Genomic DNA, 26557 nt, shown 5'->3' on the forward strand with positions numbered 1-26557 from the left:
ATGCACATACTTATTGCGGATGACCATCGACTGATCGTCGAGGGCGTCAAACTCAAGCTCGCCGAGCTGGACCCGGACACTGAGTTCTCGGTCGCCATGGACATGGACGAGTTGCGCCAGGCGATCCATCACGAGAGTCCGCCCGATCTCGCGCTGATCGATATCACCATGCCGGGCGTGCGCGGCAACCAGCACCTGGCTGAATTCATCGGGACCTTGCCCAACGTGCCGGTGATCGTGCTGTCCGGCTCCGAAGATCCTGCCTTGATGAAAGAAGTGCTGGCCATGGGCGTCCAGGGCTTTATTCCCAAGGCTTATTCGCCCGATGTGATGCTGTCCGCGATACGGCTGGTCTTGTCCGGTGGCGTCTACGTGCCGCCGATGATGCTGCAGGAAGCCAGTGGCCTCACCTTCCCGGTGGACGCCCACGAGGCATCCGATAGCTCACTCGAAGCCACACTCGAAGAACGGCTGCGCAAGCTGCTTACCGAACGGCAGGTCGACGTATTGCGCCTGCTTTCACAAGGTAAGCCGAACAAGGTGATCGCGCGCGACCTGGGCATCAGTGAAGGAACCGTGAAAATTCATCTTGCTGCGATCTTTCGCGCGCTCAGTGTGCGCAACCGAGTCGAAGCCGTAGTCGCATCGCGGCGTATCAGCAGCTTATAGGCATCGACCGCTGTCCGAGTGTCACCCATCGATCTTTTGTGCGGCGTATGCTGCTGCGATTGGAGCTTGCGAACGCTCCGTACCCATACCGGAAGAGCATCCGGTCGGTACTACCGGAGATGCCACCTTGCGCCAGGAGGAAGCCCCGCACCTTCGACACCGCCGTGCGCGTCCTGGCACGGTCTGGCCGTTACGTGGCTTGATGGCTTTGCTCGGCATGCTGTTCCCCGCGTTGGCGAGTGTGCAAACGGTTATCGCCGACAAACCGCTTGCGTTCGGCATTCTGCCGCTCGGCGGTCCGTCCGAGTCGGTGAATGCGTGGCGGCCCATGCTCGACGACATGAGCACCGCCCTGCAACGCCCTGTCAGCAGCGTCTCGGTAAGCACCTACGAAGGACTCGCCCAAGCCCTGGCCGAGAAACGCATCGATCTCGCTTTCGTTTCCGGGCTGTTGGCCCTGGATGCCGTCACCAAGGACCGCATGCAGGTCATCGCACAGCTCGCCAACGACAACCATTCGCGCAGCTATTACTCCGTGCTGATCGTCGGCAAAGACTCACCCATCCATAATCTGGACGACCTTTTTCACCATCCTGGCCATTGGCGCTATGCCCATGGCGAGGTGCTGTCGGTTTCCGGCTACCTGGTGCCGGAAACCCAGCTCTTCGCCGAACGCAAACTGGATTCGGACACCTATTTCGCCACCGTGACCGTGGACAACCACCAGAACAACGCATTAGCCGTGGCCAATGGCGAAGCTGACGTAGCCAGCAACAATACGGCAGACCTGGAACGCTTCGCCAAGCGCTTCCCGGAACAATACGCACGGCTGCGCATACTGTGGAAATCCAGCCCGATTCCGCATGCGGTGATTATCATCCGCAGCGACTTACCACCCGCCTTGCGCGATCAGGTCATCGGCTTTGTAACCCACTACGCCAGGCACGGGCGCAATGCCGCGGCAGAATTGGCCAAGCTCAAACTGATCCACGACATCAGCGGCTTCAGCCCGGCTGGTAATGACGCATTGATTCCCTTTGCCAATATCCAGTACACCCTCGACCGTCGGCATGCACTCAGCGCGCAATGGATCAACACGGCGGCTATGCAAGCGCGCCTGCAAAAAATCGAGACCGATCACAACGAACTCTTGCGACGACTGCAGCCGCCAGCAAGACCTTGAGTGAATGCTACGGCCTTGCAGCTCTCGCTCCTCCCCCTGCATGCAGGGAAGGGAGTACGGACATCCCGCAGTCGCCATAGCGCGTCGGAGATATGGCGGCCCTTCCCTTCGACGCCAATCATGATCGGCGTTCTCGCGCAAGGGAGACCATCATGTCGCTGCGACGTCGCATCCATATCGATCACGCGCTCACCGGCTGCGTCCGCATACTGCTGCTCTGCGGCAGTATCGCCGCCTCTGCACAAACAGTTCCGTCGCCGGCATCGTCATCCGCTCCACTGGCCGGCGCTGCGGACCTGGGCCAGCCTTTCGCCACCAAGTACGCACGCTTTCAACCGGTGCCGTTCGAGAGCATTCCGGGATGGCATACGGACACGGTGCGCGAAAGCCTCGACGTATTCAGCCGTAGCTGCGGGGTACTGGCGCGCAAGGATGCCTGGAGCGCCGCGTGTACCGAGCTGACCCAGACCGATGGCAGCAGCGACGATGCGGCACGGCACTTTTTCGAGGCCCATTTTCAGGTCTATCAGGTAATGAACCCGGACACGTCCGTGGACGGCCGCATCACCGGCTACTACGAGCCGCAACTGGATGGCAGTACCGAACGCAGCGATCATTTTCGCTACCCGGTCTACGCCCAGCCTCGCGACCTCTATCAGTTGGATGCGCGCTCACTGAGCGGCGCCCGTCGGCAAGCCTTTCGCATCGACGGCAACCGACTGCTCGCGGCCGCCCCTGGCAGCGGTGATGCTCACGACTATGAACTGGCGCTTGAAGACAACAGCCCAGGCGTCGCCGACAAACGCTATCGCGTACGCATCGACGGCGAGCGCATCGTGCCCTACTACAACCGCCAGCAGATCGAAACGCAGGGAGTCGACGCCGACGTGATCGCCTGGGTGGATGACGCTTACGCGCTGTACTCCATGCAAGTGCAGGGCTCGGGCAAGATTCGCCTGCAGAACGGCAATTTGATCCGCGTAGCCTATGCCGAGCAGAACGGGCAGCCGTTTCTGCCGAATGCCTCGCCCAGTGACACGGCGCTGGCCGGCAGCGCGATCAAGACTCGCGGTCTGCGTCTTGGGGCGGCGGCGGCCGCAGGCACGGCGGCGACCGCGAACGACGATGTGAGCGCGATCATTGCCCAGCTCAAACGCAGTGGCGATCACTCGACAGGCAACGTATCCCAAGCCACGGTGCCGACACCCGCTAACAATGCGCAGATCCCATCAAGGATCGCCCCATCAAAGATCGTCCAATCAAGGACCGTCCAATCCATGATCGACCGGCTGGGACGAAACGGCGACAGTCCACACCCCGCCACTGCACCGGTGCTTGCCGATCCACCGGCGCCCGATGCTCGCGATCCACGCGTGCAAGCCATGATCGCTCAACTGCTGGGCAAGGCACCCGCCAGCTCGACCAGCAAGCCAGTGGTCGCCACCACCGGTAGCGAGGCGGCGCGATTGACTGTCGATCCGGCACACAAGAAAACCAAGCCCAATGGAATCGGTGTCGGCAGTGGCATCGGCGACCCCAGCTATGTGTTCTTCCGCGTGATCGCGGATGGCCCGCAGGGACCATTGGGCGCATTGGGCGTGCCGCTCACCGCCGGTCGCTCATTGGCCGTCGACCCGCGTACCACGCCGCTTGGCGCACCGGTGTTCGTCACTACGGCGGCGCCGCGCGGCGCGGGCACGATCGATCGGCTGATGTTCGCCCAGGATACCGGCGGTGCGATCCGCGGCAGCGTGCGTGGCGACTTCTTCTGGGGTTTCGGCGACGACGCCGGCAACATGGCCGCGGCGATGAACGCCAACGGCCGCATGTGGCTGCTGCTGCCCAAGGGGCTGACGCTGGGCGCGCTCAATCCGCGAGTACGCACGCGCAGCCTGGGTAGCTCGGCCACGGCTCCCGACTGTGTGATTCCAGACAACGAAAGCTGCGTAGAGAACTAAACGGACACGCTGCGGTGCTACCCACCGCCATAGGTTCTAGACCCTCCGGTGAATATCGCCCGGTGCCTCATCGTTCGAGACTTCGATAGAACGCGGCAAGGGCCGCGACCATCGCCGTGGCCATGCTCGACGAACTGCTTCCTTACTACGAAAACGAGTTGACCAGCCTGCGCTCGCTGTCGAAAGAGTTCGCCGCGCGCTACCCGAAAATCGCCGCGCGGCTGGCGCTGGAAGGCGATGTCTGCGAAGACCCGCATGTCGAGCGGCTGATCGAATCCTTCGCCTTCATCGCCTCGCGCATCCACAAGAAACTGGACGATGACTTTCCGCAGATCACCGAAGCCCTGCTGTCGGTGTTGTACCCGCACTATCTGCGGCCGATACCGTCGATGTCGATCGCCCAGCTCGCCGCTACCGCCGACGCGCAACTGAGCGGCGTCCAATCGCTGCCGCGCGGCACGCCTTTGTTGACCCGTGCCGTGCAGGGCATGCCGGTGCGTTATCGCACGGCCTACCCGGTGGACGTGTGGCCGGTGCAGGTGAGCGAAGCAGCCTTCGAACCGGTCGAGCGCTCGGCCTTTGCCTTGCGAGGCGCTCATGTGGCGGCCACGGTGCGCATTCGTCTGGAAGTCGTCGGCAAAACCAACTTTGCCGCGCTGGACATCCGACGCCTGCGCTTTTATCTCGACGGCGAGAGCCCGCTGGTGCATGCGCTGCACGAGCTGCTGCTCAACAACGTCGAGGCGGTGTCGGTGGTGGCGCCGGATGGTGAAGCTCAGGTGGCCGGGCAGACGCTGGGCGCCGAAAGCATCAAGGCCGTCGGCTTCGATACCGACGATGGACTGCTCGACTACGATCCACGCAGTTTTCTCGGCTACCGTCTGCTGCAGGAATATTTCACGCTGCCGGAAAAATTTCTGTTCGTCGATATCGATGGACTCGATCTCAAACGCTTCAACCGCGCGATAGAACTGCGCATCGCCCTGCGCACGTTCGGCCGGCCGGAGCGTGCGGCGCGCATGGAGCAGACCGTCAACCGGGACAGCTTTCGCCTGCACTGCACACCGATCGTCAACCTGTTCACCCAGCAGGCCGAGCCGATCCGCGTGAGCCAGGAGCTGAGCCAGTATCCGGTGATTCCCGACGTGCGCAGACCCTTGGGTTTAGAGGTCTATTCCATCGATCGCGTGCAACGCCTGACCCGCAGTGGCGAGACCGCCGTCGGCACCGAGTTCCTGCCGTTCTTCTCCACCCGCCACGGCCTCGGCAGCGAGGACAAGGGTTGCTACTGGTACGCACAACGCCTGCCATCGGCACGCCCCAACGACGATGGCACCGAGATCGCGATCGCCCTGGTCGATCGCGCCATGGACCCGTGCGTCCCCGCCGTGGAAACACTGTCGCTGTCGATCACCTGCACCAATCGCGACCTGCCGTCACTGCTGCCGTTCGGTGGTGAAGAGAGCGCCCTGCAAGTGGAGGACGGCGGCATCATCGGCCATGCACGCTTGTTGAAGAAGCCCACGCCGACCTGGCGTGCGCCGATGCGCTTGGCCAATCAATGGCGGCTGATCTCGCACCTTTCGCTCAATCATCTGTCGATCGTCGAGGGTGGCCGCGACGCCCTGCTGGAGATCCTGAGCCTCTACAACTTCGCCGACTCGGCCACCTTGCGCAAGCAGATCGCCGGCATCGTCGAGGTCAAGAGCCGGCCTTCGCTGGGACGGATCGGCAAGGCGCCGCGGCAATCGTTCGTACGCGGCACCGAGATCGAACTGAGCTTCGATGAGGAACAATACGTCGGCTCCGGGGCCTATCTGCTGGCGCGCGTACTGGAGCTGTTTTTCGGGCTGTATTGCACCGCCAACTCGTATACGCGCCTGACCGCGCACAGCCTGCAACGCGAAGAGCCGCTGGCGACCTTTGCGCCGCGCACCGGCGCGCAGCCGTTGGTCTGACATGGAAGACCGCCAGGCTCCCGCCGAATCCACGGTCATCATGGCGCCGCTGCCGGTTGGTTCGCCCGGCCTGCCCGGCCTGGCTGCGCGCGCCCCGCTGGACGGCCTGCTGAGCGAACCTCATCGCTACGGTTTCTTTCAGGCGGTGCGCCTGCTTTATCACGTGCACGGCGTGCCGCCTCGTTCGGGCGCTGCCGGTCTTCGTGAACCGTTGCGCTTTACGGTGCCGGCGAGCCTGAGCTTTCCGCCGAGCGAACTGCACTCGCTGGTGCATGATGCCGGCGCGGCGGAACACGCCGCGCGCTACAGCATGAGCGTGAACTTCGTCGGACTCACCGGCCCTTCCGGCGTGCTTCCCAGGCACTACACCGAATGGCTGATCGCGCTGCATAAAGCGCGCGATCCCGCCGCCCGCGACTTTCTGGATATCTTCAACCATCGTCTGATCGGTCTGTTCTGGCGCGCCTGGGCCAAGCATCGCACCGAGCTGAGCGAGGAGTTCGGCGCGCACCGCATCAATGGCGGCCACCACATACTGCGGCATGTCTACGATCTGATCGGCCTGGGCACGCCTGCCCTGCATGCATTGGCGCGACCTCATCGCAGCGATACGCACAAGCACAAGCTGCCGGGTACCGCGCTGGGTTACTACAGCGGCTTGGTGGCACAGCGGCCGCATGGCGTAGGCGCGTTGACTCAGGTCGTCGGCGACGTCGTCGGGGCCGCGGTCGATCTGATCGGCTGTCACGGCACCTGGCAGAGCATCCCCCGCGCCGACCGCACCCGCCTAGGGCGAAGCAACCAGCGCTTCGGCGACGGCTGCGTGCTGGGCCATCGCTATTGGGATCGACAAACCACGGTGCGCCTGCGCATCGGACCGCTGAGCCTGCGCCGTTTCGATGCGTTGCTGCCACATCGCGAGCTGCTTGGCGCGGTGGTCGAACTGCTGCGCTTTCTCACCGGGCTAGCGCTTGATTTGGACATCCAATTGCTATTGCGCGCCGAGGCGGTGCCGGCGGCACGCATCGGCGGCCGCCAACCTGCGCGCATTGGCTGGAACTGCTGGCTTGGCGGGCGTCGCAGCGAGCAACCGGCCGACGAGTGTCGTTTCGTATTCATGGGTTTGTGAGGAGATAGGTCATGGCGGTAAACCTGCGCGCGCTGGTGGCGCGACTGAACACCACTTGCCGAGGCGCGATGGAGGGGGCCGCCGGCCTGTGCCTGTCGCGCACGCACCACGATGTAGACATCGAACATGTGCTGATGAAGTTGCTGGAGGTCGATAACAGCGACATCCGCCGCATTCTGCGCCAGTTCGATATCGCCCCCGAAAAGCTGGAACGAGAACTCAGCCAGATCCTCGACGGCTTCAAGACCGGCAATACCCGCACGCCGGCATTGTCTGCGCATATCCCCGAGTTGCTGGAACAGGCCTGGACTTACGCCTCCATCGAGTTCGGCGAAACGCGAATACGCAGCGGTCACCTGCTGGTAGCACTGATCGCGGTACCCGCACTGCGCCGGCTGGTACCGGCCAAATCGCTGGCGGACATCCATATCGAAACCCTGCGCCAGCATTTTCATGCACTGGTCGAAGCCTCGGTGGAAGCCCGCGAAGCGCGCAGCTTCGGCGATGGCGATAGCGATGGCCGTTCCCAAGCGAGCCCTATCGAGGGAGGCAAGCCCAGCGCCACGCCTCATCTCGACAAATACTGCAGCAACCTCACGCAGCGCGCGCGCGAAGGCAAGCTCGACAGCGTGCTTGGACGCGATGAGGAAATTCGCCAAATGGTCGACGTGCTTACCCGCCGCCGGCAGAACAGCCCGATCCTTACCGGCGAACCCGGCGTAGGCAAAACCGCCGTGGTCGAAGGGCTTGCCGCGCGCATCGCCATCGGTGACGTGCCGCCGATCCTGAAGAACGTCGAGCTGCTTTCGCTGGATCTGGGAATGCTGCAGGCCGGCGCCAGCGTCAAGGGCGAGTTCGAGAACCGCCTGAAGGGCGTGATCGATGAGGTCAAGGCCAGCAGCAAACCGATCATCATGTTCATCGACGAGGCGCACACTCTGATCGGCGCGGGCGGCCAGGCCGGCCAGAACGACGCGGCCAACCTGCTCAAGCCGGCCTTGGCCCGCGGCGAACTGCGCACCATCGCCGCTACCACCTGGGGCGAGTACAAGAAGTATTTCGAGAAAGATGCCGCTCTGACCCGCCGCTTCCAGGTGGTGAAAGTGGAAGAACCCGACGAGGCCAAGGCCGTGACCATGTTGCGCGGCGTAGCCAAGGCCATGGCGCAGCATCACAAGGTACGGGTACTCGACGAGGCGGTGACCGAGGCGGTGAAGTTGTCCGCGCGCTACATCGTCGGCCGCCAGTTGCCCGACAAGGCGGTAAGCGTGCTCGATACCGCATGCGCCAGGATCGGCATCGGCCTGAATGCCATTCCGGCGCCGGTCGAAGATGCGCGCAAGCGATGGGAGGCCCTGTCCACCGAGCGGGAACAACTGCTCAAAGAGGCCACTGGCGGCAGCGACCACGGCAAGCGCGTCGCCGAGATCGACGCTGAAATAGCCGCACTCAAGAACAACCTCGAAACACTGGAGGCGCGCTGGAAGCAGGAGCTGGATCTGGTCAGCCAGATCCATGCCAGGCTCGATGCCGTCGAGGCGTTGGCAGCCGAGGCACCGGAGCACGCAGCGGCCGTGGACGAACTCAATCAGCTTCGCGCACAGCTCAAAGCCGTGCAGGGCCCGTCGCCCATGGTCCACGCCTTGGTCGATGCCAACAGCGCCGCGCAGATCATCGCCGCCTGGACCGGCATCCCGGTCGGCAAGATGGTGGCGGACGAGATCCAGACCATTCTCAAGCTGCGTGAGCAATTGGAAGAACGCGTCATCGGCCAAAGCCACGCGCTCGAAGCCATCGCCCAGCGCGTACGTACATCACGCGCCAATCTTGAAGATCCGCACAAGCCCAAGGGCGTATTTCTGCTGGTCGGCACGTCGGGCGTCGGCAAGACCGAAACAGCGATTGCGCTGGCCGACATTCTCTACGGCGGCGAACGCAACATGATTACCATCAACATGAGCGAGTACCAGGAGGCGCACACCGTCTCCAGCCTCAAGGGCTCCCCACCCGGCTATGTGGGCTACGGCGAAGGCGGCGTGCTGACCGAAGCGGTGCGTCGGCGCCCCTACTCCGTAGTGTTGCTGGATGAAATCGAGAAAGCCCACCCGGATGTGCTGGAGCTGTTCTTTCAGGTCTTCGACAAGGGCGTGATGGAAGACGGCGAAGGACGCGAAATCGACTTCAAGAACACCATCATCATCCTCACCTCCAATGCCGGCACCGGGCTAATCATGCAGGCGTGTTCGATCCAGGGCGTGGTTCCCACCACCGAACAACTCAACGAACTGCTGCGCCCCGAACTGCAGGAGTACTTCAAGCCCGCCTTTATCGGCCGCACCACGGTGATACCGTTCTATCCGTTGCGCGACGAAAACATGAAAAAGATCGTGCGCCTGAAACTGAGCAAGATCGCCCGCCGTATCGCCAGCAATCACGGCGCCCACTTCGCCTATGACGATGCCCTGGTCGACACCATCGCCGCCCGCTGCACCGAGGTAGATTCCGGCGCCCGCAACATCGACAACATTCTCAGCGGCAGCTTGCTCCCCGAGATCGCCGGCGAAGTGCTGGAGCGAATGGGACGCGGCGAGGCGGTGCGGCATATCCAGGCGAGCGTGGTGGAGGACGGCAGCTTCACCTACACCTTGTCAGGAGCCTGAGCTGAGGAGCGCTGGCGAACGATCGGTATAACCATAGCCACTCGGCCTAGGCCTTCCCGCGAATAGGCGCGGCGCGGGCGAATCCGCACGATAGGCACAATCTCGCCAAGTACCCGCCGCCATGCCGTTCACCACTCGCGAACGCACCTTCACCCTGGGTACGCCGCTGGGTGAGGATGAATTGCTGATCCAGACATTCGAAGGCAGCGAGCAGCTATCGCGCCCCTTCCATTTCAAGCTGACCCTGCTGTCCGAGCGCGACGACATCACCCCGGACAAGCTGATCGGCAAACGCGTGACCTTACGCATCGAGACCGCCGACGCGGAACGTCATTGGACCGGCCTGGTGTCCAGTTTCACCCGGCTGGGTACGCGCCAGGCTCCCGGCGCCACGGACGAAACGCTTACTACCTACCACTGCGAAGTCGTGCCCTGGCTGTGGTTGATGACGCTGCACGAAGACTGCCGCATCTTCCAGAATCAGAGCGTTCCCGACATCGTCGAAGCGATCTTCGCCGAGTTCCGGTTCAGCGACTACGAGCTGCAGCTCACCGGGACTCATGAGCCGCTGGTGTATTGCACCCAGTACCGCGAGAGCAACTTCAACTTCATCGCCCGCCTGTTGGAGCGCGCGGGTATTTACTACTACTTCCGGCACGAAGAAAAAACCGAAACACTGGTGCTGACCGATAACAACGATCGCAATCCGCCGCTCGATCCGGCGCAGGTGCGTTTCGGCCTGCATGGAAGCTTTCAGGAAGGCGATACGATTTCCAGCCTGAACCGGCAAGAGCGCATCCGCAGCGGCCGCTTCGTCACCCACGACTACAACTTCGAGAAGCCAGCCGCCGACTTGATCGGCAGTGCCGATTCGTTGGTGCGGATAGGCGATAACGGCGACTTCGAGCGTTTCGTCACGCCCGCAGGCCATACCCAGCACAACGAAGGGGAAGCGATCGCGCGCCTGCTGATGGAGGCCGAAGAAGCCGAGCACGAAACCTTGTCCGGGGAAAGCGACGTCCGCCTGCTTACCGCCGGCTATATGTTCGATGTGGAAGAACATCCCGACGAGGATTTCAACCGGCGCTACCTGGTCGTCAAGGTGGAACACCATGGCAGCAATAACCTCGATGGCGATGGTGGCAGCAGTTATCGAAACGACTTCTCGGCCATTCCCAACGATGTGCCCTATCGCTCGCCGCTACTGACCCCCAGGACACGCATGCCGGGGCCGCAGACCGCCGTGGTCACCGGCCCGCCCAAAGAGGAGATTTATACCGACCAGTACGGCCGGATCAAACTGCACTTTCATTGGGATCGCCACAGCAAGAACGACGATAAAAGCTCGTGTTTCGTCCGCGTGGCACAGGGCTGGGCCGGGCGCGGTTGGGGCGCATTCTTTCTGCCCCGCGTGGGCATGGAAGTGGTGGTGGATTTTATTGAAGGCGACCCGGACCGGCCGCTGGTCACCGGATGCGTCTACAACGGCGACAACCACACCCCTTACGGGCTGCCTGCGCACGCCACGATATCGACCCTCAAGAGCAACTCCAGCAAAGGCCCCCACGGCTTCAATGAGTTTCGCTTTGAAGATAAAAAGGGCCACGAGCAGCTAATGATGCACGCCCAGAACCGCATGGACGTGTGTGTGAACGACGTCTTCTGCGAGAGAAACGGCGGCGAACGCGATCTGCGTGTCGGTAAAGACTTCGACCTTTCCATCGGCAAGGATCTGAACTTCATCACCAAAGAGCGCTGGTACCAAAGTATCGGCAGCGATATGGATCTGGCCGTCGGCGGAGACGTCCGCCAGGACTTCAAAGGCTCGCTGACCCAACGGGTCGCGCAACTGATCGACATCAACGCCAAAAACTACTCACTGGTCGTCGAATCGGGCATCAACATCAAGAGCGATACATTGGTGATGGAGGTCGCCTCCGATCTGAAAGTACGCGGCGGCAGCATCGTGCTGGAAGCTTCGGACGGAGGCATCACCCTCAAGTGCGGCGGCAGCTTCATCACCATCAAGCCCGACGGCATCGATATCGAAGGGCCGATGGTCAAAATCAACTGCGGTGGCAGCGCCCAGGGCGCGGAGCCGGCCAAGCCGGCCGGCGCGCTTGTCATGCAAGATCCGGTCGAGCCGAACGCCTGCAGTTGCGGTACGCCGGGCGAGTCGGGACATGGTGGTGGCGCGGCCCACCATGGGCACACCAGCCACACCGTCGATCCGGCCAATCCACCGACATGGACGCCACCCAAACCGCCCAAGCTTCCGGTAATTCCACCCGTGCCCGTGGTTCCACCGGTGCCGGAGAAGAACTGCAGTATCAAGACACTCGATCTGAGCTGCGCGCACGGGGCACGGCACCCGGACCCGGCTAGCCGCATTCTGCAAGTCGTGCCCAACACCGGTGCGCTGGAGACCTCGGTTTCCTACAAGGTCGATTCGATCAAAGTGACCTTTAGCGGCAAAAAGAAAAGCGGTGGCAAGGACACTATCAAGCTCAACGGCACCGCCGTCGATGGATCGACAGGCCCGATCCACACAGCCATCCTCCGTTCTCCCTCCGCGCCGACAGCGGCCGATTTCAGCGGCGGCGCAAGCCAGTCATTCGACGTGCCTGCACCTATCTGCGATAGCTGGTGGCCGTATCCATTCAAGCCCGACATCTACTACGTCTACGGCAAAGGCTGCGACGACAACCAGCTTTCATGGACGGTGGAGGCCTACCCGAGCATCGAGTACTCCGGCACGATCGACGTGCTGATGTTCGAGGATCTAATCAAGAAGCTCTTCGGCAACGACAACCTGTCCACGCAGCAGAAGTACGGATTGAAGGCCAGCATAAGCTTCAAGGGACCCAGCGGAAGTTTCAGCCTGGTCTGGGGCTGGAGTGAAAACAGCGACTGGCGCGCCTATTTTTTCGTACAGGCCAAGGCGGGCATCACCTTTGTCTCGGCCGATGGCGTGGGAACGGCCAACCTGCGCGATCTGCTGCTGGCGGCGGGCCTTACGTTCGCCGGCATTCCGTTCAACGCCAGCATGGAAGTCTTCGATTTTCTGGACGATCTGAAGATCGGCAAAGACTCGATACTCGATATTCTCGCGGCGCTGACGCTTTCGCTGGGGCTAAAGCTCAGCATCGGTCTGGACTGCGACATCAAGAAGAAATTCTTTCCCAGTGGCGGCGAAGAGATCGCGCCGTCGGCCAAGCTCAAGGGCACCGCGACCATACACGCCGATCTGATCTATCGCGTCGGCCCTCCCGATGTCGTCAATGTCGTCCTCAGCGGCAAGGGCGAAGCACCGTTCGAAATCTCGGGCGATTTCTCCATCAAAGCCGACGGGCTGCACATGGCCCCGGCCATCGATTTCAAGGGACTGACTATCAAGATCGATATTGAATTCAATCTCATGCGCTTGAAGGTCAAGAAAGGGCTGCTCAACTGGCAGGTACTTGACCCATACCGCATCTGGCCCGATCCATCCGACCCGTCGCCGCCCGACTGGCGCCTGCTACCCCCATGACTCGCCAACGCGCATCCCGACCAGGAGTACCCGCATGAGCAACCCCCGCTACGTACTTCATGCGCGCAGCTACGGCATCGCAGTGTCCTGTGGCATCAATGGATCGACCACGTTGCATGACGATACCGGCGAAGGCCGCAGCTTCTACCGGCCGATCAACGAATGGATCATGCCGGAAGGCAATCTGATTACCGGCCTGATCTTTCAACCGCCCGGCGGCGTGCTTCCCGACGGCAGCCCCGCCGGCGGTGCGGATGCCTTTGTCCATCTGGAACTTATCACCGCCGATGAAAGCGGCTCGATCGTGCTCGACCAGCCACCGCTCGCTACGTACCGCTGGCCCAATCCGTCAAGGCCGGCGGTGCTTCCGTTGCCGGTGATGGCCCCCATCCCTGCCCTGCAGCCGGTGGCAACCAAGCTATGGCTCGAAGCCGAGCGCGTCGAACGGATTCAAGCGCAAGACCGGATTCACATCGCCGCCCTGGTCAATGCGCTGATCGACGCGCTTGCCAGCCAAGACCGCGCCAAAGTGCTGCAGCTACTCGACTACCGGCTCGAAGACGAGGCGAGAGCACGAATGCAGGCCCCCGAGGCCGTGAAAACTTCCGCCGGCAATCTCGTCGCGAGTTTCACCAAGTCACCAAAAGCTCCACCGCACCTGCAACCCGAACAAGCCATGTTCGTCCCCGTAGCCGCCGGCAAGGCCTGGCATGTGCAGCGTGGATGGATGCAGCCAGCCGTTCTTTTCGATGGTGACGATGTCGAGTTGTCCATCGAAGTCTATGCATCCAAGGTCAAAGGCGCATGGATTATTTCGCGCGGCTGATCGAAATCTTGCGATTATTTCAGCGTCGATAAACTCGGCGTCGATAAACCACGCATCAATCAGCGCTGAATGCTTCTTGCTGCGGTGCGTCCGCCGGTCAACTATGCCGACACGCTGACGTTCTCCGACTTGTACCGTCGAGACCATAGGGACATTGAGTTTGCATGCGTCCTGGTCCGAAGCCCCGGCAAGGCACTTCAATCGAGGAACAAAGTCGATGCTAGCGCGCATGAACAAACTCACTCCTGCCCTACTGACTGTGTGCGTTTGCACCGCCTTGCTCAGTGGCTGTCCCAACTCGGGCGACAACGCACAAGCACCCTCACCCGCCTCGACTACTCCTACACCGCCGCCTGCCACCGCCCCGCAAAGCACTTATGTACCGCCGACGGCTGAGCAACTACGGCAGCTAGTAGCGCCGATCGCGATCTTTCCCGACAAGTTGGTAGCGCAGGTACTTGCCGGCGCCACCTATCCCGATCAGATCAGCGCCGCCTATGACTGGCAGTCGCAAAACCCCGGCCTTAAAGGTTCGGCCCTGCAGAACGCGGTCGATCCGCAACCCTGGGACCCCAGCGTCAAGTCGCTCACCACCTTCCCCGAAGTGCTGCACCAGATGGCCGGCAACCTGCCTTGGACCACGGCTCTGGGCGATGCCTACGTCAACGACCCGACCGATGTGATGAACGCGATCCAGGCCTTGCGCGAGCAAGCCGCTGCCGCCGGTCACCTGAAGTCGAATGCGTACTTGAACGTGGTAAGCATGCCCAGTCACGCCGATAATGCGGCGCCCGAGCCGGTAGTGACAGACGATCCACCGGTCTATGCCGGGCCTGCCGTGGTGCCTGCGCCATCACGGGTAATCGAAATCGTTCCGTCGAATCCCGATGTGGTTTATGTACCCACCTACGATCCTGCCGTGATCTACGGTGAACCCATCGCGCTGTATCCCGGCTACGCCTACGCCTGGCCTCGACCCATCTACTACGGTCCGTACTATGGCGGCCTCGGCTTCGGTCTCGGCATTGCCATCGGCTTCAGCTTCGGACACCCCTGGGGCTGGGGCGCGTGGGGTATCCACTGGGGACCGCGTTTTCACGGCTGGGGTTATCGAGGCTGGGGTGATCGGGGCTGGGGTTATCGCGGCCCCGCGGTGGTCTATAACAACCAGACGTACATCTCGCATTCGACTACGGTCATCAATCACTTCGGTAGCGGTAATCACTTCGGCAATACCGTCCAACGCATGCCACCCGGTGTTGGCGGCGGCGCAGCGTTTGCGCATACTCCGCATACGCCGTTCGCACCCGGTGCTTCGATGACGAGTAGCGCCTTCCACCCAGCCACGGCTGCCGCCCATATGCCAACCCCAATGGCGCAGCATATGGCTACGCGGCCCAACTTCAACACGATGAGCATGCCTAGCTTCTCCCATGCCATGACTGCACCGGGATTTCGCCAGCGCGCCATGACGGCGAATCTCCATGCTCCAGCCGTGAACACCGCGAACGCCGCTTCACCACCTGCCTCCCTGCACAATGCAGCCTCATTGGGACAGATGCACCCGGCATCGCCCGCGCATACAACAGCAGGCGCGACCCGCTTCAACCCGCAGTCGTTTGCCGCGCAACAACATGCCAGCGTCAATCATCCCCTCGCTGCAGCACCGGGTTCGGCAGTGCATGCACCAGTATCAGCGCCTACCCAGTCTTTCAATCAGAGCGCGCGGGCGCCGTCTTATCGTCCGGCTGAAAACAACCGGCCATACCAGGCACCGCATGCGTATATGCCGCCTCGCCCGAACTATGCCAACGTCAACCATGCCAGTGCACCGGCCTACCGTCCGATGGCGAGTGCGGCACACTCGTCTTCGCCGCATAACCGTCCATCCGGTGGCGGTGGGCATACCGCACCCCCTCGCGCGACCAACAACCATCACGCTCGTTGAACGACTGATGCGTTGAGCGAGTGGCAAGAGGTGCTGCGCTCAGGGGATCTGCTCAGTCATCTGACCGGGGCTGGTCACGTTGATAACACCTGCCCACTGGCACTGACAGGTGCAGGTGTTGTCCAGGCAAGGCTGGTTTCCCAGCAAGACGGTCGGCGCGCCGGGCACCCACGGCGAAGGCGTGTTCGGAATGCACGGTTGCGGTGTCAGCACACCCAGCGCTGCCGCTGTTGCCGCCGCCACCAGCGGATTGGCCAGGGACATGCACATGCCGAACGGCATGATATTGGTCATCGGCACGTGGTCTTGAATCGTCGCTGCCGGTTGATGGCCCGACAGCATCCTGTTGAGCGGCAATACCACCAGCGACGAGGGCGCCACGCCGAAGCTGCACATCAGGCTAGCTCCGTTGACGACATGGAATGGCATGGCCGCTCAACCGCCGCTGGCGACAATCTCGACGCGGCGATTCTCGGCCGCTGCGGGATCGGCCTTGTTGAGCAGTTCGCCTGCACCTTTGCCTTCGGACTTGAGGCGATCGGCCGCCACACCATGACCGACCAGGTAATTTTTCACGGCGACGGCGCGCATCTGCGATAGCCGCAAGTTGTATAGCGCCGAACCGACGCCGTCGGTGTAGCCGACTACTTGAAAACGGCGTCCCTTCAGCTCGTCCGAAGATAAGGCCGCGGCGAGATTGCTCATCGTGGTCGCCGACACGCCCTCGATGCGATCCGAATTGAAGGCGAACTGGATCTGCATCGAAATCGACGCGGACGGTGGCTGCTCCGCTGCGGTCGTCGCTGCAGCCGCCGAGCCCAGCCGCAGGGAACGGGTCGCCCCCGTGTTGATCGAATCGTCCTTGTTCACCTTGAGTTGGTCGACGATCGATTTCACCGATGGCGCAAGGGAAGATGGCACCGGGGAAGACGGCACCGGGGAAGATGGGATGGCCTGCCCGGCATCCTGCGCCGCCGCGGCCGTAGCGAACGCGAGCACCAGGACAGCAGCAAAACGGGACAGTGCGCGAATGGCTTTCATGAAATCCTCCTGGGCACCGCGCGACATGCGCCGTGCCGAAACAAACGTGCCTGAACATCAAAAGGGACGTAGCGGAGTCTGTCGTTCAGCCCCATGGTTTTCGATATGCAATTCGCTCTATGTCTCATGTCGTTAGACCGAACTTCGTATCGAACCGCGGCCGATTCACCTTTAGATTGATGGCAGCGCTGCACGAAAATCTTGTCGCACCGTGTCCACCTGTGAGCCGATGACATGCTGCCCACGCCAGCCGCCTTGCCCCGCCCGGCGGACCACGCCGATGACACCGCCGCCGCGCGGCCCGTCAAACACCTGCACGACCTCGGGCTGCTGCCGCGACTCTTCATCGATGTCGCGCTTCCCTGCACGATTGCCGTGGGCGCCGTCGTGGCCATCCTCAGCTTGCAAGAGCACAGCGAATGGTTCGCAGCCATCTGCGGCAGCAGCATCGTGTTGCTGGCGTTGTTATCCCGTTGGAGCTTGCAGCACCGCGTGCTGGCCCCGCTGAAGCAACTGCAGACGGCGCTTACCGGCCTGCTTGAGGGGCGCGAGGCGCTGCCCTCGAAGAGCCATGGAAGCGCCGAATTCGACCAGCTCGATGCATTGGCGCAGCGCCTGTCCGCGCGGTTGACCGAGCATCGCCGCGACTGGGCCTCGATTCAGCGCAGCAGCGCGATCGACGCACTGGATCAGCTACGGCAAAGCCAGGCCGCGATGCGTGGCAAGGCACAGTTCATGGCCCAGGTCGGACACCATTTCCGCCAGCCGCTGCAAGCCTTGCAACTGTTCGCCGCAAGCATGCATCCGGGCATCGACGAGCAGCAGGCGGTACTGAAGCAGATGCGCGCCAGCATCTCCACCATGACCCGGCTGCTTGATGCCTTACTGGAAATATCCAGGCTCGATGCGGGCATCGTCGCGACCCATCCGGCACGTTTTTTCGCTGCCGACCTTTTCCTGCGCGATCGATCCTGGTTATCCAGGGAAGCCGCGCGACGCGGCGTGACCCTGGTTTGGCGAGGCGGCCATCATGGCCTGCACGGCGACCTGGCACTGACCACGCATTTGTTGCTTCTGCTCGCCACTAACGCGATTACCTACACGCAAGGCCGGGTGATGATTGCGGCGCGGCGACGTGCTTCATCCGTACGCATCGAGGTACGCGACAACGGTCCGGGTATCGCGGCCATCCACCAGCAGCGCATCTTCGAAGAGTTCGTGCAATTGCATGGCAGCGACGCTGATCGCGGTGAGGGCTACGGCCTGGGCCTGGCCATCGCCGAACGTGTGGCTCGGGTGCTTGGCACACGCATCGGACTGCGCTCCGAACCGGGTCGCGGCAGTCTGTTCTGGTTTGAACTGCCCGGCGTGGCGAGCACACAACGCACCGGTATCGGCCGTCGTCGTCGCGTGCCGCACGCACAGCGATAGCCGGCGTGTCCGCCGAACGGGCTATGTCCTACTGCAAATAGGCCGCGGTCTTCGTGCTGGCTAGCCTGCAACTCTCGAATGGCCCGGCAACCATGCCGGCCGCCGAGCGCCCCCTGGAGGGAGACCACGTGCGATCTCATATCTTGTTGACCCGGTTCGCCGCCGTCGCCATCGCTTATGCGAGCGCAAGCGCGGCGCAGGATTTACCGGCCCTGCGCTCGCACGATCCGATGGCGGTCGACACCTCGGCGGCGCGCAACGCACAGGCGCGCATGGAAGACGCCGATACGGCGCTTGCACTGAGTGCCGACGGCGCACTGCTGTACGGCGCGCAACCCTTGAAGATGGATGGCTACCAATATTGCAGCCAGGCTGTCGCCCTGGCCGAGACGGGCGACTTTCGCCGCAGCGCGCGTGCCGCCAGCCAGGCGCTTTATCTGGCGCAGCAAGGCAAGGACGGTGAGCTGCAGGCTCGCGCTTATCGCGACCTGGCGATCGTCTATGGCTACGCCGGCGACGACGAGCGGGCTTCGGCATTCGCGAACGAGGCGCTGAAAATTCCGTTGAAGGACCCGGCCAAGGTCGCCGGTCCCTCGCGCAAGGTGCTGGGCGATATCGCCGCGCGCCAGGGCCGATATGCCGATGCGGTCGCCGCTTACCGGCAAGCCATGGAAGCCAGCTCGGACCAATACCGATCGCTGGTGCAGCTATCGCTTGCCAACGTGCTGATCGATCAGGGCGATACCGCCGCTGCGCGCGAGCAACTGCAAGCGCTTAAGACCGCGCAGACCGACGATACCCTGGTCAGCCAGGCGCAGCGCATCGAAGCTCGGTTGCTGCTGGCCGAAAAGAAACCCGCCGATGCGCTGGCGCTGTATCAGCGCATCGAACGCCATGCCGACGGCAGCGACGCCGGCTATCAGCGCTTCTGGGCGCAAGACGGTATCGCCCGCAGCCAGCTTGCGCTCGGCGACAAGGCTCAGGCCGCTGCCACCTGGGCGAACGCCTTGCAGCATCTGGACGATGTGCGCGCTCAGTTTCGTAGCGAAGAATTCAAGATCGGGCTGTTCTCCAACGTGCAGAACGCGTTCGAACAGGCGATCGATCTGTACTCGCAGAATGGCGAGGCGGCGAAGGCTTTCGATCTCTCCGAGCGCAGCCGTGCACGCGCCCTGCTGGACGAGGTGCGCGATCGCGCCAAACTTCACAGTGATCTCGCCGGGACGATCGAGGTCGCCGAGTTGCAAAAGCGCCTGCGTCCCGATGAACGGGTGGTGGAATTCCATGCGCTGCCCGGCCGCCTGCTGGTGTGGGTGGTTGCCAGCGACGGCATTCGCGAACAGAGCTATCCGATTTCACGCGCGGACCTGGTCCGCCTGGTCGATGCCTTCCGCAACGCGGTCATCGCCGGCAAGCGCAGCGCGGTCGGCGCCGCCGACCAACTCGGCGAACTGCTGATAAAACCATTGAACCTGCCGGCGGGAGTCCGCCTGACTATCGTCCCTCACGGCCCCCTGCACTATCTGCCGTTTCAGGCATTGCGCGTGGACGGCCATTATCTGATCGAGACCCATCCGATCGCGTTCACGCCATCGATCAGCATCGCCTTGCAGTTGATCCAGCACGGCACTGTCGCACACGGCACGCTGGCTGCCTTCGGCAATCCAGATGTAGCACCGCAGTATGCCTTGCCCGGCTCGGAGGCCGAGGTGAAGGCGCTGGCCGCAGTCTATCCGGGCAGCGAACTGTATCTGCACGGCGACGCCACCAAGCGTCGGTTCGAGCAGATCGCCGGCTCGACTTCGTTGATCCATGTCGCGGCGCACGCGCAGGCGGACACCCTCGATCCGCTTTACTCGCGCATTCTGCTCGCCAGCGAAAACGGCCAGGTGCATTTTCTCGAAGCACGCGAGGTATTGGAGCTGGACCTGTCCAAGGTGTCGCTGGTGACCTTGTCGGCCTGTGAATCCGGTTTGGGTCGGGTCGCCGATGGCGACGAAGTACTCGGTTTCACTCGCTCGTTCCTGTCCGCCGGCAGCTCCGGCTTGATCGTCTCGCTGTGGCCGGTGTCGGACGACGCCACCACGTTGTTGATGTCCACCCTCTACGGCGAGCTGGCCCGTGGCACTGATGTGCAGCTAGCCATGCAGCGCGCGCAGATCGCCGTACTGAAGGCGCCGGGCATGGACCACCCGTTCTTCTGGGCGCCGTTCGATGTGATCGGCGATTGGCGCCTCACCGTGGGAGCCAAATCATGATGCTTGTAAGGAACGCGTCGCTGCGTCGCCGCCTGCCGCTGTCGATCGCGCTGAGTGCGATGGCCCTGCCCGTCTTCGGGCAATCGACCACGCAGAGCCCGCAAGCCCTGGCCGCACCTTCCCTGCCGCAGGACAACCAGGTGCCGGCCATGCAGCAACCGCAAAACCTGCCCGCATCGCCCTCTGTCACCGACGCTCAGGCGAGCTTCGTATTGCGTGATGTGGTGTTCAACGGTGCAAGCGTCTTCTCGGCACAACAGCTACGCGCCGCAGCCGCCGATAACCTGGGCAAGCCGGTCACCCTGGCCGATCTGGACCGCGTCGCCGACCGCATCACCCTGATGTATCGCCAACACGGCTATGTCTTTGCCACCGCCGTGGTTCCCGTGCAGCAAGTGAAGGACGGCGTGGTGCAACTGAGCATCATCGAAGGACGGCTCGGGCAGATCCACCTGCAAGTATTGGCCGGCGCTCCGATCGGCGAGCAGCGCGTTCGCGCCATGCTGGCGCCGCTGGTGCCGGGACAGCCGCTCAATGGCAAAACCTATGAGCGGACCATGCTGTTGCTCTCTGACATTCCCGGCATCAAGGCGGAATCCGCGCTGTCGTCCGGTGCGGAGCCGGGCACCACCGATCTCACCGTCAAAATCTCGCAAGGTCATCCGTTCAATGTCTCGCTGGGCATCGACGATTACGGCACCCGCGAAGCCGGCACCCTGCGCGGAGGTGGTTCATTGCGCTGGAACAGCCCCTTGGGCTACGGCGACAATCTCGACCTGCGCGCATTGGTATCCGAACACGGCGGCACGGCATTCGGACGTCTCTCTTATGAAGCACCGATAGGTCACGAGGGCATCCGTGCCGGTGTCGGCGCTACCCAGGCGGACTACAGCCTGGGCGGCAAATTCGAGCCGCTGGATGCGATCGGCCGGGCACGCATTTACGATGGCTCGCTGACCTTCCCCCTGGTTCGCCAGCGCAGCCAGAATTTTTTTCTGCGGCTGGCGGTGGACCGTAAAGAGTTGACCGACGAGTTGCGCGCGGTGCATTACCAATCGCACAAGCGAGTACAAGGCATCAGCGCCGGCTGGGCGTGGGAGCGTCGCGACAATTTGCTCGGCGGCGGCTACTTCAGCAGTAACGGCGTGCTTTATCTGGGCAACTTGCGTATTGCCGACCCCAACCTTCGCGCGCTGGACCAGGGGCCCTACGGCAATCACACCAGCGGCGACTTCGCCAAGCTTACTTTTCAGTTCTCGCGACTGCAGGCGCTGAGTCCGAAACAGACCTTGTTCCTGGGCATCGGCGCGCAGCTCAGCAATCACGACCTCGATGCATCCGAAAAACTCTCGCTAGGCGGGCATGACACCGTTCGCGCTTACGCGCAAGGCGAGGTGCTGGCGGACCAGGGCTTTATTGCGAATCTCGAATACCGCTACGCGCTGCGCAAGGATCTGACCACCTATGCCTTCTACGACGTCTCGCGCGGCTGGCTCAACCGCTCGCACCAATCCCCGGATGGACGTCCCATTCGCAGTCTGCGTGGCCCCGGCGTGGGTTTGAACTGGGCCAGGCCGGGCGATTTCGCGGTCGACTTCACCGTGGCCTGGCGCGACTCGCGCGCGGGTGTGACCAGCGGTGGCGACAAGAAACCTCGCGTGTTCTTCCAGATCCAGAAATTTTTCTGACTACGGCACCGGCCATTGCTCACGATGGCGGTACGGAGACCCGTTATGAAGGCGCAATACTCGCATCGCTCCTCGCTTATATGGCGCTCGCTGCGGCGTCCGCTGACGCTGGCTATTGCCTTGGCGCTCGCACCGGCTGGCTGGGCGCAGAACCTGCCGGGCGGTTTTGCCCTGAAGTCCGGCCAGGTCGACCTGCCCAGTACTGTGGGCAACACCATGACGGTCACGCAGCACAGCAAGGGTGGCATCGTCGAATGGAACAATTTCGATATCGCCAACGGTTACCACGTGGATTTCAAGCAACCCGGCACCGACAGCGTGACCTTGAATCGCGTGACCGGCGGTACCGCCTCGCAGATCGACGGCATGCTCAGCGCCAACGGACGTGTGTTCGTGGTCAACACGGCCGGGGTGCTATTCAATAGCAACGCTCAGGTCAATGTCGGTGGCCTGGTGGCCTCGGTATTGGATATCAGCAACGCCGACTTCAATAGCGGCCTGGCCAGCGGCAAGTTTGTCTTCAGCGGCAGCGAAAACCATGTCGACAACTTAGGGAAGATCACGGCCGCACCCAACGGTACGGTGGCTTTGCTTGGCAACATCTATAACAACGGCACCATCACCGCGCCCGGCGGAACGATAGCCATGGGCGGCGGCAACCAGGTCACGCTCGACATCGGCGGAGATGGCCTCACGCAGTTGGTCATCAACGTGCCGTACAACTTCGGCAACGGTGTCAACAACGACGGCAAGCTCTACGCCGATGGCGGCAGGATCGCCCTGATTAGCGAAAGCGCGAACCCAGGCAACGACCTCGGCGTCGTCAATCAGAGTGGTCTCGCCCAGGCGCGCTCGCTGGAAAGCCGCAACGGCCAGATCATTCTCTCCGGCGGCAACAACGGCTCGGTCATTGTGCAGGGGATGGTCGACGTCGGCGGCACGAGCACGGTGTCGGGCGGATCTGTCACCGTCAGCGGTTACAACGTAAGCACCGACGGATCGGCACAAATAGTAACCGACGGCCTCAACGCCGGCCCCATCAGCATGCATGCCACGAATGTGTTGGGCATGGCCTCTAGTACGATTCTGTCGGCCAATGCTCTGGGCAATGGCAACGGCGGCACTATCGCTGTGATCGGTGACCAGACCCTGTATGCCTTCGGCAGTGCCAGCGCTCGCGGCGGTGCAAGCGGCGGCCATGGCGGCAGCATCGAAACCTTTACGTCCAACGGCATGGATACCTCCGGGTTCCACGCCGACGCCGGCGCCGCCAACGGCACGCCCGGTCAATGGCTAATCAACGCAGCAACCAATCTGCAGGTCGTCAACGGCAACGTCACCGGCCAGATCCCGGACTTTCCGTACTTGGTCATCACCGGCGCCACCGTTCAGGACAGCGATGTCAATCGCGCGCTCAACAACGGCACCCATGTAAGCATCGGCACCTCGGCCACCAGCGCCGGCGGCAGCAGTGGCATCGTTTTCAATGGCGGTGTGCAGATTCAGCGGGACAAGGGCACTACCCCGCTGGACCTACGTTTCAATGCGGACACCACGATCAGCGGCAACGCCAACGTCAGCATCGTCTCCAACGCTGGCCCGCTGAACATGTACTTCAACAGCATGTCGCAGACATACAACGGCGGCGATGCCATCAGCTTCTACAACGCCACGCTTAAGAGTAACGGTGGCGACATCCTGATGTATGGGCAAAGCGATCCGAACCAGGGTTATGCGCGCGGCATCAACTTGGGTGGCAATGGTGGCCTGATGATCGATACCCGTAGCGGCGGCAGCGACACGGCCCCCGCTGGCCAGTTAACGCTGCGCGGCTGGGGCTTGAGCAGCGACAGCCAGCCGCGAACTGGCGTATTCATCGAGGGTGGTTTCGGCCAAGGAGCTACCATCAACACGGGCACCGGCAATATCGCCATCACCGGCCATGGCGACCAGGGCGGCTCCGGTATCGCCATGGACATCTCCAATGTGCAGTCGATCCAGTTGCTGACCAGTAGCGGCAATATTCGCATGAGCGGATTCGGCAGCGACCGACCCAACGGCGGCGCGGGCGACGGCATCTCCACCGCGTACCCCGGCTATGGCAGCGGCAGCATTATCCTGAAGACCGGCAGCGGCACCATCGACTTGCATGGCTACGGCGCCGCCGACCAATTCGTTGCGAACAATCAACCCAGCTATAGCAACGGTATCGACCTGACCACCCACACCAGCCTGCAAAGCACTAGCGGCGACATCTTGCTGACCGGATCATCGCTGGGACAAGGTCGCGGCATCATGCTCGAAGGTGCCGGTACCGGCGTCAACGGCTCGCCCAGTTCCATCGATGCGGGCAGCGGCAACATTGTGCTGCGCGCCCATAACCTGCTCGGCGATGCCAGTAATCCGCTTCAGCTCGACGGCACCGTGCATAGCAGTGGCACGGTAAATATCCGTGGGGGTAGCGTGGACACCAACGGCAATGTGGTCGAGGACACCGCCGACCCGATCGAGATCGGCGCCGTCAGCACATATGCCGGCGGCATCAACCTGCTGCAGGGCGATCTCAATCACATCCAAACCGGCACGCTGGTGCTCGGCAGCGCCGCGCAAACGGGCAACGTCACCGTGTCTGCCGAAGCCGGCAATATCGGCTATAGCGGCAACCTTGTACTGCAAGCCGGCAGCGGTGGCGTGGCGCGCAACGACAGCGCGGGTGTGCTGGATGTCGGCAACCACACGCTTGCGCTTATCGGCAGTGCCGGCGTCGGTCAGGTCGGCGCGATCACCGCAGGGGCCTTGCTGGCGATTTCCAATGGCGGCAGCGTGCAATTGGACAACGACGCCAACCATGTCTCGGCCGACACCGTGGCCGGCTCCGCGCTGGGCGACTTCATTTTTCACAATGCGGGCGATGTCGGCATCGGTGCGGTCAACGCGATCGGCATGGGCAGCGCGGCGAATACACCCACGGCGCTGGTCGGCAACGGCATTTCCGCAGGCGGCCATGTGCTTGCACAAAGCGTCAACGGCAACCTGCTGCTCAACGCTCCGGTATCCGGCAACGCGGTTGACCTGATCGCCAATAGCGCTACCGGCACCCTGCAGAATCCAGCCGGCGCCAGCATCAACGCACCAGGCTATTGGCATGTGTGGACGTCCACCTGGACCGGGGAAAACCGTGGCGGCCTCGCAGGCAACGGCGCGCAACCGAATCTGTTCGGTTGCGCGTATGGCGCCACGTGCTCGGTATCGCCGTCGGCCCAGGCCAGCCAGTTCATTTATACGACCCGGCCAACGGCGACCATCAGCATCGACAGCTTCAGTCGGCAGTATGGCCTCGCCAACCCGGTACTGACCTACACCGTCAACGGACTGCTATTCGGCGATCAGCTCAACAGCGCCATTAATGGAGCACCTGTCACTACGGCCACTCAAGCCAGCCATGTCGGCAACTACGCGATCAACAGCAGTTTTGTTTCTCCGACAGGCTATCAATTGACCGTTGTACCGGGAGCGCTGACAGTAACCCCGGCAACCTTGTTCTATGTCGCCGATGGCTACCGCCGCCCATACGGCGACCCTAACGGCATCTTGGGTGGCAGCGTTACGGGCTTCCGCAATAGCGACACGCTGGCTACCGCGACCACCGGCAACCTCAGTTTCACCACCACTGCCAACCAAGGTTCCAACGTGGGCAGCTATGCCGTCGCCGGTGGCGGACTCCAGGCTGGGGACTACTTGCTGATGCAAGCGCCCGGCAACGCTACCGCCTTGCAAGTCACTCCGGCGAACCTGCTATATACCGCCGATGCATCGCAGCGCAGCTTAGGCGCACCTAACGGTTTGTTTAACGGAACCGTCAGCGGTTTCCGCAATGGCGACACGCTGACCAGCGCCACGACCGGCACGCTGTCGTTCCAATCGCCAGCCACGCCAAACTCGCCGACTGGCAACTACGCCATCGACGGTAGCGGCCTCAGCGCAGCAAACTACGTACTTATCCAGGCGGGCAGCAACGCGACAGCATTGACCATCACCGCACCGCGGCAGATCTATACCCTCGACCTGGTCCGCGATACACCATCCACTTACGTATACGACCGCAACTTCGGCATCGTGGGATTGTGCCCGGCTATCGACTTGACGAGCGGTAGCCGTGGCCAGGATGGCGATACCCTGACGCGGGAGTGGGCGCGCGTGCGCTCGCGGCCCAATCTCGCCAATTGCGTATCCACCCGGCAAAAGAATAGCTGCGGCGATTTCTAAGCGACGCAAA

General features: G+C 62.5%; 15 protein-coding genes. 13 read left to right on the top strand and 2 right to left on the bottom strand.

Going from position 1 to position 26557, the window contains the following annotated elements; all coding sequences use genetic code 11:
- The 9 genes from DVJ77_RS18790 to DVJ77_RS18830 all read left to right on the top strand — a co-directional run bounded on the left by DVJ77_RS18790 (nucleotide 1) and on the right by DVJ77_RS18830 (nucleotide 15863).
- Nucleotides 1-669 (top strand): LuxR C-terminal-related transcriptional regulator, encoded by a 669-nt coding sequence (locus DVJ77_RS18790; RefSeq protein ID WP_114847067.1) that lies wholly within the window; start codon nucleotides 1-3, stop codon nucleotides 667-669.
- 127 nt (nucleotides 670-796) lie between these two features.
- A complete protein-coding gene (locus DVJ77_RS18795) occupies nucleotides 797-1852 on the top strand; it encodes a phosphate/phosphite/phosphonate ABC transporter substrate-binding protein (RefSeq protein ID WP_225428086.1) in 1056 nt (351 codons plus the stop codon).
- A gap of 152 nt (nucleotides 1853-2004) precedes the next feature.
- A complete protein-coding gene (locus DVJ77_RS21540; protein WP_225428087.1) occupies nucleotides 2005-3810 on the top strand; it encodes an MltA domain-containing protein in 1806 nt (601 codons plus the stop codon).
- Between the two features lie 122 nt (nucleotides 3811-3932).
- Complete coding sequence (gene tssF, locus DVJ77_RS18805; protein WP_114847070.1) at nucleotides 3933-5768, top strand: type VI secretion system baseplate subunit TssF; 1836 nt, start codon at nucleotides 3933-3935, stop codon at nucleotides 5766-5768.
- 1 nt (nucleotide 5769) lies between these two features.
- Entirely contained in the window at nucleotides 5770-6897 is a 1128-nt protein-coding gene (gene tssG, locus DVJ77_RS18810) for a type VI secretion system baseplate subunit TssG (RefSeq protein ID WP_114847071.1), read from the top strand.
- Nucleotides 6898-6908: 11 nt separating this feature from the next.
- The gene (gene tssH / locus DVJ77_RS18815) at nucleotides 6909-9557 is read left to right on the top strand and encodes a type VI secretion system ATPase TssH (protein WP_114847072.1); all 2649 of its coding nucleotides are present in this window, start codon (nucleotides 6909-6911) and stop codon (nucleotides 9555-9557) included.
- 121 nt (nucleotides 9558-9678) lie between these two features.
- Nucleotides 9679-13089: a type VI secretion system Vgr family protein gene (locus DVJ77_RS18820; protein ID WP_114847073.1), complete on the top strand. Its 3411-nt coding sequence runs from the start codon at nucleotides 9679-9681 to the stop codon at nucleotides 13087-13089.
- Nucleotides 13090-13123: 34 nt separating this feature from the next.
- Nucleotides 13124-13915 carry a hypothetical protein gene (locus DVJ77_RS18825; RefSeq protein ID WP_114847074.1) on the top strand — a complete coding sequence of 264 codons (792 nt, stop codon included), beginning with the start codon at nucleotides 13124-13126 and terminating at the stop codon, nucleotides 13913-13915.
- Nucleotides 13916-14144: 229 nt separating this feature from the next.
- Nucleotides 14145-15863: a DUF3300 domain-containing protein gene (locus DVJ77_RS18830; RefSeq protein ID WP_225428088.1), complete on the top strand. Its 1719-nt coding sequence runs from the start codon at nucleotides 14145-14147 to the stop codon at nucleotides 15861-15863.
- A gap of 39 nt (nucleotides 15864-15902) precedes the next feature.
- Here the strand turns inward: DVJ77_RS18830 and DVJ77_RS18835 are convergent, their stop codons facing one another.
- A complete protein-coding gene (locus DVJ77_RS18835; RefSeq protein WP_114847076.1) occupies nucleotides 15903-16292 on the bottom strand; it encodes a DUF4280 domain-containing protein in 390 nt (129 codons plus the stop codon).
- A gap of 6 nt (nucleotides 16293-16298) precedes the next feature.
- On the bottom strand, nucleotides 16299-16904 hold the full coding sequence (locus tag DVJ77_RS18840) for an OmpA family protein (RefSeq protein ID WP_162791574.1): 606 nt from the start codon (nucleotides 16902-16904) through the stop codon (nucleotides 16299-16301).
- Nucleotides 16905-17138: 234 nt separating this feature from the next.
- Here DVJ77_RS18840 and DVJ77_RS18845 point away from each other — a divergent pair, with 234 nt between their 5' ends.
- The 4 genes from DVJ77_RS18845 (at nucleotide 17139) to DVJ77_RS18860 (ending at nucleotide 26547) form a co-directional block, all read left to right on the top strand.
- Nucleotides 17139-18335, top strand: a complete 1197-nt coding sequence (locus DVJ77_RS18845) for a sensor histidine kinase (RefSeq protein ID WP_114847078.1) — start codon at nucleotides 17139-17141, stop codon at nucleotides 18333-18335.
- Between the two features lie 128 nt (nucleotides 18336-18463).
- The gene (locus tag DVJ77_RS18850; RefSeq protein ID WP_225428089.1) at nucleotides 18464-20593 is read left to right on the top strand and encodes a CHAT domain-containing protein; all 2130 of its coding nucleotides are present in this window, start codon (nucleotides 18464-18466) and stop codon (nucleotides 20591-20593) included.
- The gene (locus DVJ77_RS18855; protein WP_114847079.1) at nucleotides 20590-22281 is read left to right on the top strand and encodes a ShlB/FhaC/HecB family hemolysin secretion/activation protein; all 1692 of its coding nucleotides are present in this window, start codon (nucleotides 20590-20592) and stop codon (nucleotides 22279-22281) included. Before DVJ77_RS18850 ends, DVJ77_RS18855 begins: the two co-directional genes overlap by 4 nt.
- Nucleotides 22282-22326: 45 nt before the next feature.
- Nucleotides 22327-26547, top strand: coding sequence for a beta strand repeat-containing protein (locus DVJ77_RS18860; protein ID WP_162791575.1), 4221 nt, complete (start codon nucleotides 22327-22329; stop codon nucleotides 26545-26547).
- Nucleotides 26548-26557: the final 10 nt, after the last annotated feature.

Origin of the sequence: Dyella tabacisoli, assembly GCF_003350925.1 — a bacterium.
Taxonomy (GTDB): Bacteria; Pseudomonadota; Gammaproteobacteria; order Xanthomonadales; family Rhodanobacteraceae; genus Dyella_C; species Dyella_C tabacisoli.